Below are 17267 nucleotides of genomic sequence, written 5' to 3'. Positions count from 1 at the left end.
GGGAAGGCACGCCGTGAGCGACGTGATACCGGCTGAGGAGTGGGTCTTCGCGGACCGGTACCGCGTCGACGCGCCGATCGGTAGCGGCGGCATGGGCGCCGTCTGGAGCGGCTACGACCGGCACCTGGACCGCCGCGTGGCGATCAAGCTGATGCGGAGCACGTCCGGACCCGCGGCGACCTTCGGCAGCGCGGAGAGCGCGGCGTTCAACGAGGCGGCGGCGGCAGATCGGGAGCGGTTTTTGCGGGAGATCCGTACGACTGCGAGGCTGGAACTGCCCGGCATCCCCGCGGTGTACGACTTCGGCGTCGAGGAGTCGACCGGCCGCATCTACCTGGTGATGCAGTTGGTGTACGGGCAGACCCTTGAGGAGCTGATCGCCTCCCGGAACTATGGCGCCGACCCGTGGCCGATCACTTGGGCGGTCGCCATCACAGCTCAGGTGGCGGCCACCCTCGTTGACGTCCACCGGGTCGACGTCGTCCATCGCGACATCAAGCCCTCGAATCTCATGGTCAGTGACGGGGGAGTGGTCAAGGTTCTCGACTTCGGGGTGGCCATCCTGCGCGGCGCCAGTGCCCTCCCGCGGCTCACCCAGGTCGGCCTGACCGTCGGCAGTCCACCGTACATGCCGCCGGAACAGGCTCTGGGCAACCCGGTCGGGCCGGCGAGCGACGTCTACGCGTTGGGTTGCGTACTGTACGAGGCCCTCACCGGGCGCGTCCCGTTCGTGGAGACGAACAGTCGCTCCTACCAGGATCACCACGTCAACACCCCGGCACCGTCGGCGCGCGCGCTGCGCGCGGACGTGCCTGCCGATCTCGACAATCTGATCGCGCGAATGCTGGCGAAGCGGCCCGCTGAGCGCCCCTCAGCAGAGGACATCTACGAAACGCTGCTCCCGATCGCCGCCCAGCCCGGTCCGGCAGGACCCGGCGGCAACCGTGACCCGCGCCGCCCCTTCCTCCGCCCACTCGCACCCGCGCCCCGGCAGCGCGGAGCCGCCCCCGCCCCGAAGCCGACATCGGCGACCTCGGCGCCACTGAGCGTTGACGAGGCGATCGACATCCAGCAGCGGGTCGGCGACCTGGTCCAGGATTCGCAGTTCCAGCAGGCGATCGATCTGCTGGACGAGGCGGTGGGGCGGGCCGCCGCTGAGCCGGCGTTGAAGCTGGAGATGCAGGTGGCTCTGGCATCGACGCTGTGGTTCGCCGACGAGTTCAGCCGGGTGGCGGCCGTCCTCGACGAGATCCTCCCGAAGCTCGACGGCGGCGACGACATGGCGGTGCTCTACTACTACTCGGGCGTCAGTAACGCCGAGATCGGCAACATCGACGAGGCCGTCAAACAGCTCACCGAGTTCCTCGCCCTCGCGGAGCCGTACGATCCCCTGCACCGGGACGCCACCTACCGCCTCGGCATGATGCTACCCGCCGTCGGCCGCGCGACCGAGGGCCTTCGCCATCTCGAGGCGCTCCGGCCGATCCTCGTCGCCGAGTACGGACCGGAGTCTGTGCACGTGAGGACACTGGACGGTCGGATCGCTCAGATCAGACGCGGACCCGATCTCTAGAAACGACATCGACAACGTGGACGTTGGGGGAGGGGCGAAGGATGACGCTGATCGCAGGTGAGGCTGAGGTGGCCGCGGTCATGGCCGAGCTGGTCGGCCGCCGTGCTGTCTTCCATTCGGAGGCCGACTTCCAGCACGCGTTCGCCTGGACGTTGCACAGCCTGCGGCCCTCAGTCCAGGTCCGGTTGGAGGCTCGGCAGGCCGGCGGAGAACACGTCGACCTACTGTGCTTCGGACCGCAGGGGCGTACGGCCATCGAGTTCAAGTACTTCACCGCACGGTGGGACGGCACCGACCCGGCGACCGGGGAGCAGTTCCGTCTGCGGGAGCACGCGGCCGACGACCTGGCCCGACGCAACTTCATCTTCGACGTCGCGCGGCTCGAACGACTCTGCGCTGCCGACCCGACCCTGACCAGCGGCTTCGCGATCATGCTGACCAACCACCAGCCGCTGTGGGCCCCGCCCAGGCACTCTCGACTCACGCGCGACCAGCACTTCCGAATCCACGACGGGCGTACCGTGACGGGCACCCTGCGATGGGGCACCGAGGGCAGCTACTACGCGGACAACGAGCGGACTCTCATCGGCAGCTACAGGCTCGCCTGGAATGACTACACGCGGCTCGACGGCGCGAACGGGCAGTTGCGCTGGTTGGGTGTCCAAATCCGGCCGTCACGTTAGGTCAGGACCGAGACCAGCTCGACGCCACGTCGCCGGGCCGGCAGTACGTCGTCTCACGGCTTGACCGCGCATCGCTCGGATCTGCCTGTCGCTACTCTTCCGAGTCCTGCAGGTCCCGCCGGTGCTCCTTGATCCACCGTTCCACGTCCTCCGCGCGCCAGATGCGCCCAACGGACAGGACGGCCACCGGATCGGGAAAGGACTTCGAGTTGGTGATCTGGTACGCGCGTGTCCGTGAGACGCCCAGCATCTCCTGGATCTCCTGGCTGGCCACCAGTCGAAGTTCTTCCACGCCGTCACGTTAAGAGCATGCGAACTGAACACACGCTCAGTGCGCAGATGAACTGTGCACACGCTCCCTGCTCGTGTAGGCTGTGCATCTGCGCACGCTGTCCTGCTTGGAGGAGGAAGGCAGAGTTGAGCACCCGTAGTCAAGGGCCTTGGCCGGTAGGCAGTGGTGCGACCTACCGATCCAGTACGTACATGAGTTTGCTGCCGTGGCAGGTGCGCGAGCGCCGATTCCAGCCCTCCCGGCTCGGACGCCGCGGCCTCAACCCCGACGAGGTGTACGCCTTCCTCGACCGGGTGGCTGCCGACATGATGGCGCTCCACGCCGAGATCACGAAGCAGCGCCAGGAGAACCTGCGGATCAAGGTCGCGCTGCGCCGGTGGCAGTCCGAGCAGGCTGAGGGTGGCCGCCGGTGAGCGCACGTTTCGTGATTCACCTGCCGGTCATCGCCGCCGATCTGTCGGCCGCGCAACGCCTGGCCCTAGTCGTCGGCCGCTGGATCACCGTGCTGCCGATGATGGATCCCGGGGAGATGACCATCTCCGAGGAAGACATGCAGTTCGTCCGGCACCGCGTCTTCTGCGACGTGCGGCTGCCCGGTGGTCGGCGCTGCGTGCTCCGCGACGGCCACGACGGTGAGTGCGCCCGCCGCCTGCGTCGCTGACGTAATCAGACGATCCGTCGTGCCGACTGGCCGTTGCGCCGAGTGAGTAGCACTCATCACGCCGCTAACGTGCGCAGCACGGGAGGTGGTCGGAGTGGCCGTTCGGCGGTTGGACGCCTGGTTCGAGCGGGAGCATCTTGTCGTCCGGCGTCGGCGGTTGCTGCCCTGGCTGAAGGCGGACACTCGGCATATCCCGTTGGCCGCGGTCCTCGACATCGGGTCGCCCACTGCGGCGGACCATGCGAGGCGGCGGGCCCTCCTCACCGTCCAGGACCCGTCCGCTCCGAACGTACCCGAGATCATCCCGGTCAGGTTCACGCCGGAGCAGTGGGAGCACGCCGGCTGGTTCGTACGCCAACGTCAGGAACCCGTCGAGCATCCCCGACCAGCCGGGGAAGCTCCGTCGGAGCCGCCACCCCCGACCCGCCCGGCCACCGACGTCCGCGTCCCGCCGCAGTCGCGACGGCGGACGCCGTCCGCGACCGCTGCCCAGGCTCATCTTTCCGGCAAGGCGGCTACAACGCCGTCACGCCGGTCGACCATCGCGTCCGCAACGCCCGTGATGCGGGGCCGGCGACGGCAAGCGGTCGGTGTGGCTGTGGCGGCAGGACGACGAGATCCACGCCTCGCTCGTTCCGGTGGGCAACACCACGCCGCGCAAACTGAGCCCTGCCGACGTCGCACAGCTCCTGCTGATTGACCCGGCCAGGGCGATGCCGGCGATTCGTACCCTGACGGGCATTGTCGACAACGAGCAGGCTCTGGCTCGCCTGCGGAGCTGGCGGCGGTCGGACCGGGTCGTCGTGAACCTGGGCGCCTCCGACCTCGCCGGCCGTCGGGTCACCGAGGCCCTGCAGAAGCCGGGCCGGAGCAACCCGGACGGCAGCGTGCGGACGGTGTCCGGCGGGCTTCCGAGCCTCAACAAGCGCCGCCGGTGAGCACGAGCCACGGAGACGCCGGCCGCACATGAACGGCGGTGCCGGTCCGAGGAAGCGATGCCGGCGTCTCCGTTGGTCCTCAGGCGGTCAGCGAGCCGAGATCGACGCCGTCGAGCAGGTTGATGCGGTCATCGTCGCGGGTCACCTCGTAGCCGCGCTCACGCAGCTCCGCGACCAGTGCGGCCTCGCGGTCGAGCGGAACGTCAAGGTACTCACCGTTGTGAACCGTATACACGACTTTGCCGTACCGGTCCCGCAGGTCCTGCGGCAGCACGTCGAACGCCCGCGTCGTGACCATCGGTGGCCAGTACCCTTCCACGACTGAGCCGACCTCCGTGATGTCGAAGGGCTTGTCGTCGGCGTAGTCGTCCTCGTCGTAGCAGTCGGGTCCGGCGGGGTTGTCCAGGTGGGTCATCTGCACCTGCCGGGCCTCGCCCCAGGTACGAGCGGAGGCGAGCGCCCGGATCTCCGCGGCCTCCCCGGCGGCGGTGTCGGCGTCGATGAAGGCGAGGCAGTCGTGGTTCTTGGCGTGGCCGTAGACCAGGCGCAGGCTGTTCGGGTGGTGCGTTGTCATGGCGCACATCCTGTTTCAGGCGTACGACTTCCAAGATCGTCGGATGGCCGGGGGACGGTCCACCGGTCGGGTGACCGCTAGGCTGGCCCTCGCTGGCCTCCCCACCTGGAGAAACACCCATGTCCGACAGCGTCTTCGCGCAGTTCACCGCCGACGACGACCGGCTCGCCGTCGCGTTGCTCGTGCAGCCGGCGATCAACGCCGCCCTGGTGCACAACCGGGTGCCGCTGGTCCGCCATCTCACGCTGACCAACCGGGGAATCGAGCCGCTGTCGGACGTGACCCTCACCCTCGACCTGCGAGGACCCGACGGCGCGCTCACCGAGCCGTGGACGTGTACTCTCGCTGCGCCGCTGCGACCGGGCGCGAGCACGGGCTGGGACGACTTCCGGGACGTCACCCCCGACCGCGCGCTGCTCTACCGCACTGACGAGGCCTTCCCGGTCGACTACCGTCTGACAGTCGAGGCGGGCGACGAGACGCTGACGCTGGTCGCCCCGTCACGAGTGCTGGCGCACAACGAGTGGTTCAACAGCCCCGCCCTCTACGACAGCCTGGCGGCCTTCGTGCAGCCGAACACCCGGGCCGTCGAGGCGGTGCTGCGGTCGGCAGCGCAGCTCCTCCTCGCCCGTACCGGCTCCGGCTCGTTGCAGGGCTACCAGGAGGGTTCGGAGCGGGCGGCGCTGATCGCCGGGGCGGTGTACGAGGCGCTGCGCCAGCTCGAGATCACCTACCAGACCCTGCCCGCGTCGTTCGAGAACACCGGCCAGAAGGTGCGGACGACGGCCGCGGTGCTGGACGGGCGGCTCGGCAACTGCCTCGACCTGTCCGTCACGTACGCCGCCTGCCTGGAGGCGGCGGGTCTGCATCCACTCGTCTTCATCAGCGAGGGGCACGCCTTCGGCGGCTTCCTGCTGGAAGAGGAGCGGCTCGGCTCCGCGGCGGTCACCGAGACGAACCTGCTGATATCGATGGTGGACTCGGGCCGGGCAGTGCCGGTCGAGCTGACCCGCATCGGGCCCGGCGCCCAGTCGGCCACCTTCACCGAGGCGGTACGGGTCGGGCTCGGCCACTTCCGCGGCGAGGGCCACCGGCTGCAGGGCGTCGTCGACGTTCACCTGGCCCACCGTTCCGGCATCCGGCCGCTGCCGTCCGCCGACGAGCTGGTCGTGCCGGTCACCGCCGAAACGGACACCGAAACCGCCACCGCGTCCCTCGACCTCCCGCCCGGTGTCGCCGCCGCGAAGCTCCGCCAGCTCGCCGACGAGGGCGACGAGGTGACGACGCCCTCCGACGGCTCACCGGCGCGCATCCAACAGTGGCGCAAGTCGCTGCTCGACCTCAGTCTGCGCAACCCGCTGCTCAACCTGCCCAAGCGCGGCCGGGGGCTGGACCTGCACGTGCCGTCCGGTGCGCTGGCACTGCTCGACGACCTCATCCACGACGGCCGGCAGGTGCAGATCATCCCGCAGGACGACATCAGCCACGTCCACGAGCTGGCCGGGGCCCGCCGGGCCCAGGACCTCGACGCCGAGATGCTGACCCGGGAGCTGCGGACCGACCGGCGGGTCTACGGCGCCGTCACCGACGCCAAGTACAAGACCGCCATGCGGGCGCTGCAGCGCGAGGCGCGCACGATGGAGCAGGAGACCGGCAGCAACTACCTCTACCTGACCATCGGCACGCTGGTGCACACCAAGACCACCGGGGGAGAGGCGTACGCGCCGCTGTTCCTGCTGCCGGTGCGAATCGAGGGCGGCACGGGGCGTCGCCCGTACGCGATGGTCATCGACGGCACCGAGGTCGCCAGTCCCAACTACTGCCTCATCGAGTGGCTCCGGGTCAAACACAACGTCCGGATCCCCGAACTGGAGCAGCCGGTGCTCGACGAGCACGGCATCGACATCGCCAAGACGCTCGCCGCCATCAGCGCCGGCCTCCTGGACAACCGACTCAACTACCGCATCGACGAGACCGCGAGCCTCCGCCTGCTGCAGTTCTCCACGTTCCAGATGTGGCGCGACCTCGGCGACCACTGGCCGCGCTTCATGGAGAACCCGGTCGTCCGGCACCTGGTGGAATCCTCCGGCGCGACCTTCGACGACCCGGCCCGCCCCGACCACGACACGACCGTCACCGTCGACGAGGCCGAGCTGCACCTGCCGATCCCGGCGGACGGCTCGCAGATGCAGGCGATCGTGATGGCCGAGCGCGGCCAGTCCTTCGTCCTGGAAGGCCCGCCCGGCACCGGTAAGTCGCAGACCATCACCAACATGATCGCCCGAGCCGTCGCCTCCGGCCGGTCGGTACTGTTCGTCGCCGAGAAGCAGGCAGCCCTCGAGGTCGTGAAGCGCCGCCTCAAGCAGGTCGGCCTCGGACCGTTCGCCCTCGACCTGCACGGACGCAAGCAGTCCCTCAACGCCATCCGTCAGCAGTTGCGGGAGGCCCTCGACCACTACGACGACGGCGGCGACGGCGACTGGACGGCCGTCGAGACGGCCTACCGGACCCGGCTGGCGCCGCTCGTCGAATACCCGAAGCAGGTCCACACCACCAACCCCGTCGGGATGTCACTCTGGTCGGCCTACGAGCAGGTCCTCGCGTACGGGGACGGGCCGGCCGCCCCGATTCCGGTGAGCTACCTGCACGCACCCACCGACGTACGCGCGCAGGTGGAGCGGGCCCTCCGTGAGTTCCCGGCCGCAGCCCGCTCGGCGCGGCTCCGGCCCGAGCATCCCTGGGCCCTCAGCGGCTGCCGCACCCTGGACGGGCTGCACGCCGCGGCCGTCACCGAGATCGCCGCTGAGCTCGAACGTCTCCGCGCCGACCTCGCCGCACACCCGCACCTCGTCGGGCTGCTGCGAACGCTGCCCACCCCGGAGACCGTCACCGAGTTGCAGGCCGGCGCCTGGCTCGCCGTACGCGGACTGCTGCCGGACCGCGAGACGACCCTACGTGCCGGCGACCGGAGGTGGGACGAGGCGGTGGCCCGGCTCCAGGCCGACCTGTCCGCCTTCCACCAGGGCTTCGCCGGTGAACTCGCCACCTTCCGGCCCGACGTGTACGCCCGCCAGGAGCTGACCCTCTGGCACGCCGAGGCGGAGGAGGCGGCGAAAAAGCTGCTCGGCAAGCGCAAACGCCGGCAGGCGGTCGCCGACAAGCTGGCCGTGTACCTGGTCGCCGGCGCGACGCTCGACGCCGAGCGGATCGAGGTGACCACCGGCCGCCTGGTCGCCGCCCAAGCGCAGGCCGCCGCGCTGCACCAGAACGCGGCCGCGCTGGGCGGCCTGTACCTGCCCGGGTGGCAGCCGACGAACCCGGACGCGCAGGAGCGGCTGACCGAGGCGGTCGAGGCGACCCGGGCCGGCCGGGCGCTGCTGGCTCGGCACCCGCAGGCCTGGGACGCGTTCCAGCGGGGGATCACCGACGTCGACGCCGCCCTGCTGGACCGGGTCGCCTCCCGGTGGCGGGCCTGGCGCGGCGTGCTGCATTCCGGGGAACCGGAGCTGGCCCTGTGGGCCTCGAACACCCACTGGGTCGACGCCTGGCACCGGGACGGCGCGACCTGGCTCCACGACCTGCACACCGAGGAGCTGTTCCCGCTACGGCGCTGGGCCACCGTCCTCGCCCACGCCGATGTGCTCGCGTCCGCCGGTCTGACCGACTACCGGTCCCAGCTGCTCTGTGGCGAGGTGAACGGCCAGCTCGCCGAGGAGATCTACCGCCGGGGGGTCGCTGCGGCCTCCCTCGCCGAACGGGTGCGGGCCGGCGGCCTGCAGTACTTCGACCCGGAGCTGCACGACGACGAGATCGCCCAGTTCGAGGCCTCCGCCGATCAGCTGCGGTCGGCGCTGCCCGAGCGCCTGCCCTCGGTGCTGATCCGCCGCCGCCCCTTCAGCCCGACCGACCGTCGGGGTCGCTTCGCCGACTTCGCCGCCGAACTGCGTCGCAAGCGCGGCGGCAGGTCCTTCCGGGAACTGTTCGCGCAGTACGCGGACGCCGTGCTGGCGCTGACGCCCTGTGTGCTCGTCAGCCCCGCGTCGGCGGCGAACTTCCTCGCACCGGGAAGCCAACGCTTCGACCTGGTCATCTTCGACGAGGCGTCGCAGATCCGGGTGGCCGAGGCGATCGGCGCGATGGGCCGGGGCAGCGCCGTGGTGGTGGTCGGCGACTCGCGGCAGATGCCGCCGAGCAGCACCATGCAGGCCAGCCACACCACGGACGAGGTCGACGAGGGCGACGGACCAGTGCCCGAGGACCTGGAGAGCATCCTCAGCGAGGCCGTCGAGTCAGGGTTGCCGCAGCGGTGGCTGTCCTGGCACTACCGCAGCCACGACGAGTCCCTCATCGCCTTCTCCAACCGCTACTACTACGACAACAAGCTGTCCAGCCTCCCCTCGCCCGGTGCCAGCAGCTCCGCCGGCATCACCTGGCGCCGGGTCGACGGCCAGTACGACCGGGGCGGCTCCCGCACGAACGATGTCGAGGCACGGGCGATCCTCGCCGACATCACCCGGCGCCTGCACGATCCGGCCACCGCAGCCCAGTCGGTCGGCGTGGTGACCTTCAACATCCAGCAGCGGGACCTCATCCTCAACCTTCTGGAGGACAGCGCCGACCCGATCATCCGCGAGCACCTCTCCGGTGCGGTCGCCGAGCCGATCTTCGTCAAGAACCTGGAGAACGTGCAGGGCGACGAACGCGACGTGATCCTGTTCTCGTTGGCCTTCTCCACCAACCCGGAGACCGGACAGCTCCCACTGAACTTCGGTCCGCTCAGCCAGGCCGGCGGAGAGCGGCGACTCAACGTGGCCATCACCCGGGCCCGCCGCCAGGTCGTCCTCTACTCCTCGTTCGACCCGTCGGACATCGACCTGTCCCGGACGTCTGCGGTGGGCACCCAGCACCTGCGCGCGTACTGCGAGATGGCCGCCGCGGGTGCCGACCGCCTGGGTGACCTCGCCACCGACCGCACCGAGCGGCGCAGCCGGATCCGCGAGGCGGTCGCCTCGGCACTGCGCGAGCGCGGCCACGAGGTTCGTACCTCGCACGGCCTGTCAGACTTCACGGTCGACATCGCTGTCCGCGCACCGGGATCGCCGCGTTGGCAGGTGGCCGTCATGCTGGACGGTCCTGACTGGGGCGCCCGCCCGACGGTGGCCGACCGCGACTCGGCGCCCACACTGCTCCGCTCGATCATGGGCTGGCCGGAGGTCGTCCGCTTCTGGCTGCCGGCGTGGATCCACGACCGGTCCGCTCTGCTCGACCGCGTCGACGAGGCGGTCGCCCGCGCCGAGGCACCCGCGACCGGTGCCTTGCCGGCGGCTGTCGCCCCGACGCCCGAGCCCGCGAGCGATGCCGCGCCGGACGCCGATGTCGCCCTGCCCCAGCCGCGATCCGCAGCCGATGTCGAGGTTCCGCCGTCACCGACGGGAACAGCGCAACCGCTTCTCGCGGCGGACGGCGATCAGGTCGGCGTGCCGACGCCCGTCACGGCCCTCGCCGCCCCGCCCGCGCCGGTCACGTCGGTGACCGCGCCGGACGACATCACGGTCCGCACCTTCATCCCGTACGCCCCGACGCCGCTCGGCGACCAGGCCGACCTCGACCTTCTCGCTTCCGACCAGCGGGTACGCGCGCTCATGCGCGAGTCCCTCCGCGAGATCATCGAGGCGGAGGGTCCCGTCGAACAGCACCGCCTCGCCCGCCTGGCCCTCGCCCGGTTCGGCTTCCTCCGGACACGCGAGGACCGGCGCCTCGCCGTGCTCGCGCTCGTGGACTCCCGGCGCCTCTACGCCCACCCGACCGTGGGCCGGTACGCCTGGCCGGACGGCACCGACCCGCAGACGTACCGGGGATACCGGGTCACCCAGGCGAGCAACGACCGGGCGTTCGAGGAGGTCCCGCCGGAGGAGGTGGCCAACGCCTTCGTGCACGCGCTGCACGGCGTACCGAGCATGGACGAGGAGCGGCTGTTGCGCGCCGGCCTTGAGCGGCTCGGCTACCGCCGGCGTACCGACAAGATTGACAAACTGCTCCGGTACGGTCTGCACGTCGCCGTGACCAGCGGCCGTCTCCGCTACGACCAGGACGGCCGCCTCACGCTCGGTTGACGGCAGGAGAACCAGTTCCCCGGAGTGGACTCCGGTGGCGGAGGCGGGTGTTCGCCGCCCTCCCGCGCACCGAGGGTCAGTCCTGCGAGTCCTCGGACGTCGGCGCTGTGTCCGCCGTCTGCTCCGGCCATGACGTCGGGGGCGGCCCGAATGCGCGACGGCCGGCGCGTACAGCCAGGGTGGCGAGGGCAGCGTTGGCGCCACCCCCAATCACGGCACCGATACCGAACGGTGCCACTCGACCGAAAACGATGATTCCCTGCTTGGTCCCGTACTTCGTGATGAAGTTCTTCCCCAAGATCTTGTTGATCTGACGCAGCGTCTCGAGAGGTACCTTGGCGACGACCTGGCGTCCCCAGTGTTGCCCTGTACGCTCGGCGACCTTGCCAATGGTGGCAGAGCCCGATCCGCCGAGCATGATGCCCATCACGATCGTTCGTCGGCGTTCGATCTCATCGATGCGGACGCCGTGGACTTCGGCGATCGAGAGCGCGAAGAGGGCGCTCAGCTCAAGGGACGAGAGAACCTCGCCGGCCGACAGCGCCAGCGCGACGCCCGTACCGACGCCGGGCGCGGCGGCGGCTCCTCCCACCGCCGCACCCGTCCCGGCCAAGGCGCTGACGTACATCCGTTCCAGGTTGCGGATCACCTCTGCTGGTGTCGCCTCCGGATTCCGCTGGCGAGCCCGGGCGATGTTCTTGCGCACCAGCGGGCTCTGGACGGCGATCGCCTTGTCCAGAAGATCGAGGACGCGCTGCCCACGTACGGCTGCCTCCGGAACTGGTCCGTCGAGGGCACCTGCTGCCATGCCTTGCTCCTTCGCCATCGCGTCAAGGCGCCCACTCGACCAGCTGAGCGAACCGTCAGTCAGGTCGTTGAATGGTGGACACCGTGTTGATGGGCGAACTCGTTGATTGAGACGCCTGTGGCGGGGAGGGGCGAGCAGTGTCCACCTGGGTCGCAGTCGAGCAGCCTACGCCGGGGCGTGCGTCCATGATCAGATCTGACGTTTTGACTACAGAGTGTGGACGGCTCGCTGGTGATCACGGTAGAAGCCGGCCCGCGGCTGAACCGACCAGTGGTACGCCTAGGCGAGGCCGAATACGTCGGGGCCGATGGCCAGCGGACTCAACTTGCGAAGATGATCCGCGGCGGGAATTCGCCACCTGACCGCCAGGCGTTGACAATCTTCGCCGTGATGGCGCTCGCCGCGGAATCGAAGTTCCCGTCCTCGACGCGCGCCTCAAGGGTCGTCGGATCGATTGTCAGGACCCGGTCGAAGTGATCCTCGAATCCGAACTCGTACCGCACGACGCTCGTCGCGGTCTCCACCCGCCGCGCCGCTACCATCATTCCCATGGCCTATCCTCTGAAGATCGAGTAGTCCTCGTAGGTTGGATCGGGAACCGATCTCTCCCAATTCGATATACGGTTCGCCGCGGCGTGAGCCTCTCGATAGTCCGCCTGCGGGTGCGTGCGGTAATAGTTGGATTCGGCCAACTCGTGCTCGAGCAATGCATAGTCTTCCGGCAGTGGGCTGCCACGACGGAGGCGCAGCCATGCTTCGGCCATCGGCGCGCTTGGGTCGTATCGCTGATGGATGATGCCGCCCGCATAGTCGTCCATGGGGTGCTCTTCGAAAAAGACGTGTCGACGGATCTGCCGGATCTCGTCCAGGGAGAAGCCTCGGGAGCCGTCGAGCCGAGGGGCGTCAACCACATGCCGTGCTATGGCATCAGCGTCCTCCTCTTGACGAATCGCCTCGTATGCCTCACCGGCCCAACGCTCTTGACGATCGTAGTCGGCGACGTTGCGAGGTCGTGTGGTGTGGCCGCCATGAACCATCCCCTCTTCTGCGACCCGAACGGGATGCGCGTCAGACGAACCTCTGAGTCGGCCGAGCGCCTGCTTGAGCTTCTCGATCAGTTCCGCGAGGCGGCGGACTTCGGGGATGAGGCGGCGCAGGCTGTTAATCAAGGCTCGCAGCAGCCGCGCGATCCGAGCGGCCCAGGACGCCACCAGCGTCGTGACCTGTTCGGCGACCAGTGGTGTGGCGAGCCCGGCGGTGGCGACAAGTTCAGCCGCGTACACGATGAGGCGGGAGACGCAGGTGGCGATGGCGTCGCGGACGAGGAGCCGGACGGCGGCGACGAGGCCCGCGGTGGCCTCGGTGATGGTCGCCATCGTGTCGGCGCCCTCGGCGAGACCGCCGATGGCCTGATGCTGCTCGGTCGCCCAGGCGCGGTAGGCGGCCCCGGCGGCGCCGCCCCAATCGGCGACATCGTTACGGACGGCGCCGGCGAGGGCGTCGACCTCGTCGCGCAGTGATGCGGCGACGTTGCGCCAGGTCTGGGCGTGCGCGGTGATCTGTGCCGGGTCACCGGCAAGCCAGTCGAGGGCCTCGCTGAGGGGTTTGACGTGCTCGATGAGCCAGGCGATGCCGTACTGGAGCAGGGCACCGACGGGATCGGAGACGAAGGCGAGAGCGTCGAGGCCGGCGCTCACCACGCCGAGAGTGCCGTCGATCCAACTGCCGTTCTGGACGCCCTGGTGGATGAGCTCGATGTCTTCGAGAATCCAGACGCCGGCCCACGCGCTGGGCGGGCTGTCCTCGGCGGATGCGACGAGTGGGTTGGTCACAACTGACGCCGTACCTGGTCGAGCAGGTGTTCGCTGTGCGCGTCAGCGGCCCGATAACGCTCGGCGCTGTTACGCAGCCTCCCGGCGGTGTCGCGGACCGATTCGGCCGCCGCGCCGATGGCGTCCACGACCGTACGTTGCAGTTCGTCGAGCAGCATCGGCATCAGTACGCAGAGCTGCCCGTACGCATCGGCGTCGAGCCGGACGTGCTGTCCCGCCTGGCGGGCGGTGTCGAGGCTGTCGGCCTGGCGGTCGAGCCGCCCGGCGTGCGCGGTCAGATCGTCGGGGTCGACCTGGAAGGCGTCACCGGTGGTCATCCGGGGCGTCCGTGTCCGCGTCCAACCGGCGTCGGTAGGAGTCGACGACCGCCTGCGCCGTCGGGTCGTCGTCGCCGAGCGTCCCGGTCGCGACGGCGGTGACCTGCCGCAGCAGGTCGGCCTGCGCGGCCTTGGTCGTGGCGAGGATCTGCGCGGCGGTGCGTGCGGCGGGCTGTTGCCGGGTGCGTTCGTCGAGCCGGAGCGCGACCAGGGCGCCGCTGGAGTCGACGGTGACCTCGACGAGGTGATCAGCGCTACGCGCGGTGCCGCTCAGCGCCTGCACCTGCGATGACAACGTCTTCGCTCGCGCCGCCCGGTCGGTGATGCCCTTTTCCCACTCGCCCAGCCGCCGCGCCGCCGCGTCCAGCGCAGCCTCGTCCGCCCACACGCGACCCTCCCCAGGAACAGCGCGACGATCACCGCGACGTTACCAACCGCTCGCGGTGTGTGCTGTCCCGTCGAGGTGGCGGCCGTCCGGTGGCATGGTGGACCGCGCGCGGGCCGCGGAGCCGTGCTCTCAGCCGTCCAGCCGGTCGACGAGGGCGGCCGTCACCTCCCGGGTGCCGGCGGTGCCGCCCAGGTCGCGCGTGCGCGTACCGGGCTCGCGCAGCGTCGCCTCGATGGCCCCCAGCACATCCCGCGCCGCCGCGCCGTGCCCGAGGTGGTCGAGCATCATGGCCGCCGACCACACCGCGCCGACCGGGTTGGCCACACCCGTGCCCGCGATGTCCGGCGCCGAGCCGTGCACCGGCTCGAACATCGACGGGTACGTGCGGGTGGGGTCGAGGTTGCCGGACGGGGCGATGCCGATCGAGCCGGCCACCGCCGCGGCGAGGTCGCTGAGGATGTCGCCGAACAGGTTGGACGCCACCACCACGTCGAAGCTGCCCGGTTGCAGCACGAACTTCGCGGCGAGCGCGTCGATGTGCTCGCCGCGCCACCGTACGTCGGTGAAGGCGGCCGCCCGTTCGGCCACGACCTCGTCCCAGAACGGCATGGTGTGCACGATGCCGTTGGACTTGGTGGCCGAGGTGACGTGGCGGCGGCGGGTGCGCGCCAACTCGAAGGCGTAGTCGGCGATGCGGCTCACCCCGGCCCGGGTGAACACCGACTCCTGCACGGCCATCTCCTCGGGGTGCCCGCGGTCGAACCGCCCGCCGATCTCGCTGTACTCACCCTCCACGTTCTCCCGTACGACGACGAGGTCGACCTCACCCGGCCGCGCGTCCCGCACCGGGCTGTCGACACCGTCGAACACCCGCACCGGCCGCAGGTTGACGTACTGCCGGAAGGCCCGCCGGATCGGGATCAGCAGGCCCCACAGCGAGACGTGGTCGGGCACGCCGGGCGCGCCGACCGCGCCGAGCAGGATCGCGTCGTACGGCCGCAGCACCGCCAACCCGTCGGTGGGCATCATCGTGCCCTCGCGCAGGTAGCGGTCACACGACCAGTCGTACTCGTCGTAGTCGAGGTCGATGCCGTGCCGGCGGCAGACGGCGTCGAGCACGGCGCGGGCGGCGTCGGTGACCTCGGCGCCGATGCCGTCGCCCGGGATGACGGCGATCCGTTGGCTCATCGGCCGAGCCCCACGACGGCGACCATGAGGGGCAGCAGCAGGAGGATGAGGATGGCCCCGATGACGTCGAACGAGGCGCCGGACCGGATCATCCGCGTGATCGGCACGGTGCCGGAGCCGTACACCACGGCGTTCTGCGGTGTCGACACGGGCAGCATGAAGCCGAAGGACGCCGCGAAGGTGGCCGCGAGGGCGGGTACGAACGGATCCACGCCGGCGGCCGCGGCGACCGGGATCACGATGGGTACGACGACCGCGGCGGAGGCGGTGTTGCTGGTCGTCTCGGAGATGATGATGGCCAGCAGCACGGCGAACGCGGTGATGGCGAAGGCGTTGGTCAGGCCGAGCCAGTCGGAGCTGGCGTTGCCGATGGTCTCGGCGAGGCCGGTGTCGTCGAGCAGCGCGCCGAAGATGATGCCGGTGCCGAACAGGAGGATCGTGCCCCAGTCGATGCGGGCGGCGTCGCTCCAGTTGAGCGTGTACTCGCGGCTGCGCCAGTCGGTGGGCAGCAGGAAGAGCAGCGACGCGCCGAGCACGGCGACGATGCCCTCGTTGAGCCGGCCGCTGACCGTCTCGTAGACGCGGGACTCGGTGCCGGCGACCAGCGCGACGATGCCCGGGAAGATCCACAGTGAGACCGTCACGGCGAACGCGATGAGGGTGTTCTTCTCGGCCCGGGACAGCTTGCCCAGCCGTGCCCGCTCGGCGGCGACGTACTCCTCGACGCCCTCGATGCGGCGGATCTCCGGCTTGTTGAGCAGCAGCAGGATGGTCGCCAGCACCAGGAACATGGCGAGGCAGATCGGGAACGCCGTGATCATCCAATCGGCGAACGAGATGCGCTCCCCGGTGGCCTCCTCGATGAGGGCCCGACCGATCAGGTTGGGCGGTGTGCCCACGGGCGTGAGCAGGCCGCCGACGCTCGCCCCGTACGCCAGCATCAGCATCAGCGCGAAGCCCACCCGCAGCCGGGTCGGGTCCCAGCCCGGCTTGCTGAGGCCGCGGCTCTGCAGCAGTTTGGCGATGACGGCGAGGATGCCGAGCGCGGTGGGCAGCAGCATCGCCACCGTCGCGGTGTTGGACACGAACGCCGACAGCAGGCACGTGATGACACCGAAGGCGATGACCACCCGGCCGGTGGTCCTGCCGACCCCGGGCAGCGACAGGATGCGGAACGCGAACCGTTGCGCCAGGCCGTGTTTGAGCATGGCCTGGGCGAGGATGAAGGCGCCGATGAAGGTGAACACGGTCGAGGAGCCGAACGGTTGCAGCACGTCGCCGGCCGGGGCGACGCCCATCAGCACGATCACGCCGACCCCGATGAGGCCGCCGACCGGGATGGGCACCGCCTCGGTGATCCACAACGCGATCACGCCGATCAGGATCCCGGCGAGGGTCTGCTGGCTGGGCGGCATGTCCAGCGGCAGGGCGAGGAAGATCAGCGCCAGGACCGGCGCGAGGACGAGGCCCACCGTGCGGCGGCGCCGCTCGAAGCGTTCCTCGGCGGGGGAGAGCCGCTGCTCGGCCAGGCCGCGGTAGGTGGCACCACCGAGTAACGCCTGGTCGACGTCGACCTGAGCCGGCTCGTCCGCGCGGCCGTCGCGTCGCTGCTCGGGTACGGTCGTGCGCGAGTCGCGTCCATCGGCATCGATGTCTGCCATCTGTCGATGATCCGACTGTGACCTGGCTCACGCAAGCCTTTCGGGGTGTGGAGCGGATCGAAGGACGCCCACTGGCGCGCGGGCCGGCGACATTTGCCGCGAACCCGGTATTTTCGCTTCGAGATCGTCGACGCCGACAGGAGCACCGAGATGACCGACGTGACCATCACCAACCGGCGGGCCGACAGCTCGGCCAACGAGAATCTGGCCACGCTCGCCCGCCACGGCGCCGACACCTT

16 protein-coding genes are annotated in these 17267 nt (G+C 70.0%); 7 read left to right on the top strand and 9 right to left on the bottom strand.

The window, feature by feature from the left end; translation table 11 throughout:
• The first annotated feature begins 13 nt into the window (after window positions 1-13).
• Together D7193_RS30105 and D7193_RS30100 are read left to right on the top strand one after the other, a co-directional pair.
• Window positions 14-1573 carry a serine/threonine-protein kinase gene (locus tag D7193_RS30105; RefSeq protein ID WP_120783050.1) on the top strand — a complete coding sequence of 520 codons (1560 nt, stop codon included), beginning with the start codon at window positions 14-16 and terminating at the stop codon, window positions 1571-1573.
• Between the two features lie 41 nt (window positions 1574-1614).
• Window positions 1615-2256, top strand: a complete 642-nt coding sequence (locus D7193_RS30100) for a hypothetical protein (protein WP_120783049.1) — start codon at window positions 1615-1617, stop codon at window positions 2254-2256.
• 91 nt (window positions 2257-2347) lie between these two features.
• On the opposite strand, the gene D7193_RS30095 is transcribed toward D7193_RS30100, so the two are convergent.
• Entirely contained in the window at window positions 2348-2548 is a 201-nt protein-coding gene (locus D7193_RS30095) for a helix-turn-helix transcriptional regulator (RefSeq protein ID WP_174242777.1), read from the bottom strand.
• A 191-nt stretch (window positions 2549-2739) separates the two neighbouring features.
• Between D7193_RS30095 and D7193_RS34420 the strand changes: the two genes are divergently transcribed.
• From D7193_RS34420 to D7193_RS30080, 3 genes are all read left to right on the top strand, one after another.
• Window positions 2740-2961, top strand: coding sequence for a DivIVA domain-containing protein (locus D7193_RS34420; RefSeq protein WP_241563637.1), 222 nt, complete (start codon window positions 2740-2742; stop codon window positions 2959-2961).
• Complete coding sequence (locus tag D7193_RS30085) at window positions 2958-3209, top strand: hypothetical protein (protein WP_120783047.1); 252 nt, start codon at window positions 2958-2960, stop codon at window positions 3207-3209. Before D7193_RS34420 ends, D7193_RS30085 begins: the two co-directional genes overlap by 4 nt.
• Window positions 3210-3799: 590 nt before the next feature.
• The gene (locus D7193_RS30080) at window positions 3800-4147 is read left to right on the top strand and encodes a hypothetical protein (RefSeq protein ID WP_120783046.1); all 348 of its coding nucleotides are present in this window, start codon (window positions 3800-3802) and stop codon (window positions 4145-4147) included.
• A gap of 79 nt (window positions 4148-4226) precedes the next feature.
• Here D7193_RS30080 and D7193_RS30075 read toward each other — a convergent pair whose 3' ends face one another.
• Window positions 4227-4721, bottom strand: coding sequence for a hypothetical protein (locus D7193_RS30075; protein ID WP_120783045.1), 495 nt, complete (start codon window positions 4719-4721; stop codon window positions 4227-4229).
• A gap of 119 nt (window positions 4722-4840) precedes the next feature.
• Between D7193_RS30075 and D7193_RS30070 the strand changes: the two genes are divergently transcribed.
• Window positions 4841-10834, top strand: coding sequence for a DUF4011 domain-containing protein (locus D7193_RS30070; protein WP_120783044.1), 5994 nt, complete (start codon window positions 4841-4843; stop codon window positions 10832-10834).
• 76 nt (window positions 10835-10910) lie between these two features.
• Here D7193_RS30070 and D7193_RS30065 read toward each other — a convergent pair whose 3' ends face one another.
• The 7 genes from D7193_RS30065 to D7193_RS30035 all read right to left on the bottom strand — a co-directional run bounded on the left by D7193_RS30065 (window position 10911) and on the right by D7193_RS30035 (window position 17028).
• Window positions 10911-11642, bottom strand: a complete 732-nt coding sequence (locus D7193_RS30065; protein ID WP_120783043.1) for a hypothetical protein — start codon at window positions 11640-11642, stop codon at window positions 10911-10913.
• A 320-nt stretch (window positions 11643-11962) separates the two neighbouring features.
• Window positions 11963-12193: a hypothetical protein gene (locus D7193_RS30060; RefSeq protein ID WP_120783042.1), complete on the bottom strand. Its 231-nt coding sequence runs from the start codon at window positions 12191-12193 to the stop codon at window positions 11963-11965.
• Window positions 12194-12196: 3 nt separating this feature from the next.
• Window positions 12197-13474: a WXG100 family type VII secretion target gene (locus D7193_RS30055; RefSeq protein ID WP_120783041.1), complete on the bottom strand. Its 1278-nt coding sequence runs from the start codon at window positions 13472-13474 to the stop codon at window positions 12197-12199.
• Window positions 13471-13791 carry a type VII secretion target gene (locus D7193_RS30050; RefSeq protein ID WP_120783040.1) on the bottom strand — a complete coding sequence of 107 codons (321 nt, stop codon included), beginning with the start codon at window positions 13789-13791 and terminating at the stop codon, window positions 13471-13473. The genes D7193_RS30055 and D7193_RS30050 overlap by 4 nt, the downstream gene beginning before the upstream one ends.
• Window positions 13778-14179 (bottom strand): YbaB/EbfC family nucleoid-associated protein, encoded by a 402-nt coding sequence (locus tag D7193_RS30045; protein WP_120783039.1) that lies wholly within the window; start codon window positions 14177-14179, stop codon window positions 13778-13780. Before D7193_RS30045 ends, D7193_RS30050 begins: the two co-directional genes overlap by 14 nt.
• A gap of 129 nt (window positions 14180-14308) precedes the next feature.
• A complete protein-coding gene (locus tag D7193_RS30040; RefSeq protein WP_120783038.1) occupies window positions 14309-15367 on the bottom strand; it encodes a tartrate dehydrogenase in 1059 nt (352 codons plus the stop codon).
• On the bottom strand, window positions 15364-17028 hold the full coding sequence (locus D7193_RS30035) for an SLC13 family permease (protein WP_120783037.1): 1665 nt from the start codon (window positions 17026-17028) through the stop codon (window positions 15364-15366). Before D7193_RS30035 ends, D7193_RS30040 begins: the two co-directional genes overlap by 4 nt.
• A 45-nt stretch (window positions 17029-17073) precedes the next feature.
• Between D7193_RS30035 and D7193_RS33970 the strand changes: the two genes are divergently transcribed.
• The coding region (locus D7193_RS33970; protein ID WP_206612023.1) for a hypothetical protein at window positions 17074-17267 on the top strand (194 nt) is incomplete at its 3' end.

It is taken from the genome of Micromonospora costi (assembly GCF_003626655.1).
Lineage (GTDB): Bacteria > Actinomycetota > Actinomycetes > Mycobacteriales > Micromonosporaceae > Micromonospora > Micromonospora costi.
Note: the sequence above shows the minus strand (reverse complement) of the source record. Positions and strands in the feature narration are given on the sequence as shown.

What these genes read in the sequence shown, in the direction of transcription:
- D7193_RS30070 (WP_120783044.1), top strand. Translation starts at nt 4,841, where the DNA reads ATGTCCGACAGCGTCTTCGCGCAGTTCACCGCCGACGACGACCGGCTC.
- D7193_RS34420 (WP_241563637.1), top strand. Translation starts at nt 2,740, where the DNA reads ATGAGTTTGCTGCCGTGGCAGGTGCGCGAGCGCCGATTCCAGCCCTCC.
- D7193_RS30050 (WP_120783040.1), bottom strand. Translation starts at nt 13,791, where the DNA reads ATGACCACCGGTGACGCCTTCCAGGTCGACCCCGACGATCTGACCGCG.
- D7193_RS30065 (WP_120783043.1), bottom strand. Translation starts at nt 11,642, where the DNA reads ATGGCAGCAGGTGCCCTCGACGGACCAGTTCCGGAGGCAGCCGTACGT.
- D7193_RS30100 (WP_120783049.1), top strand. Translation starts at nt 1,615, where the DNA reads ATGACGCTGATCGCAGGTGAGGCTGAGGTGGCCGCGGTCATGGCCGAG.
- D7193_RS30035 (WP_120783037.1), bottom strand. Translation starts at nt 17,028, where the DNA reads ATGGCAGACATCGATGCCGATGGACGCGACTCGCGCACGACCGTACCC.
- D7193_RS30060 (WP_120783042.1), bottom strand. Translation starts at nt 12,193, where the DNA reads ATGGGAATGATGGTAGCGGCGCGGCGGGTGGAGACCGCGACGAGCGTC.
- D7193_RS30040 (WP_120783038.1), bottom strand. Translation starts at nt 15,367, where the DNA reads ATGAGCCAACGGATCGCCGTCATCCCGGGCGACGGCATCGGCGCCGAG.
- D7193_RS30075 (WP_120783045.1), bottom strand. Translation starts at nt 4,721, where the DNA reads ATGACAACGCACCACCCGAACAGCCTGCGCCTGGTCTACGGCCACGCC.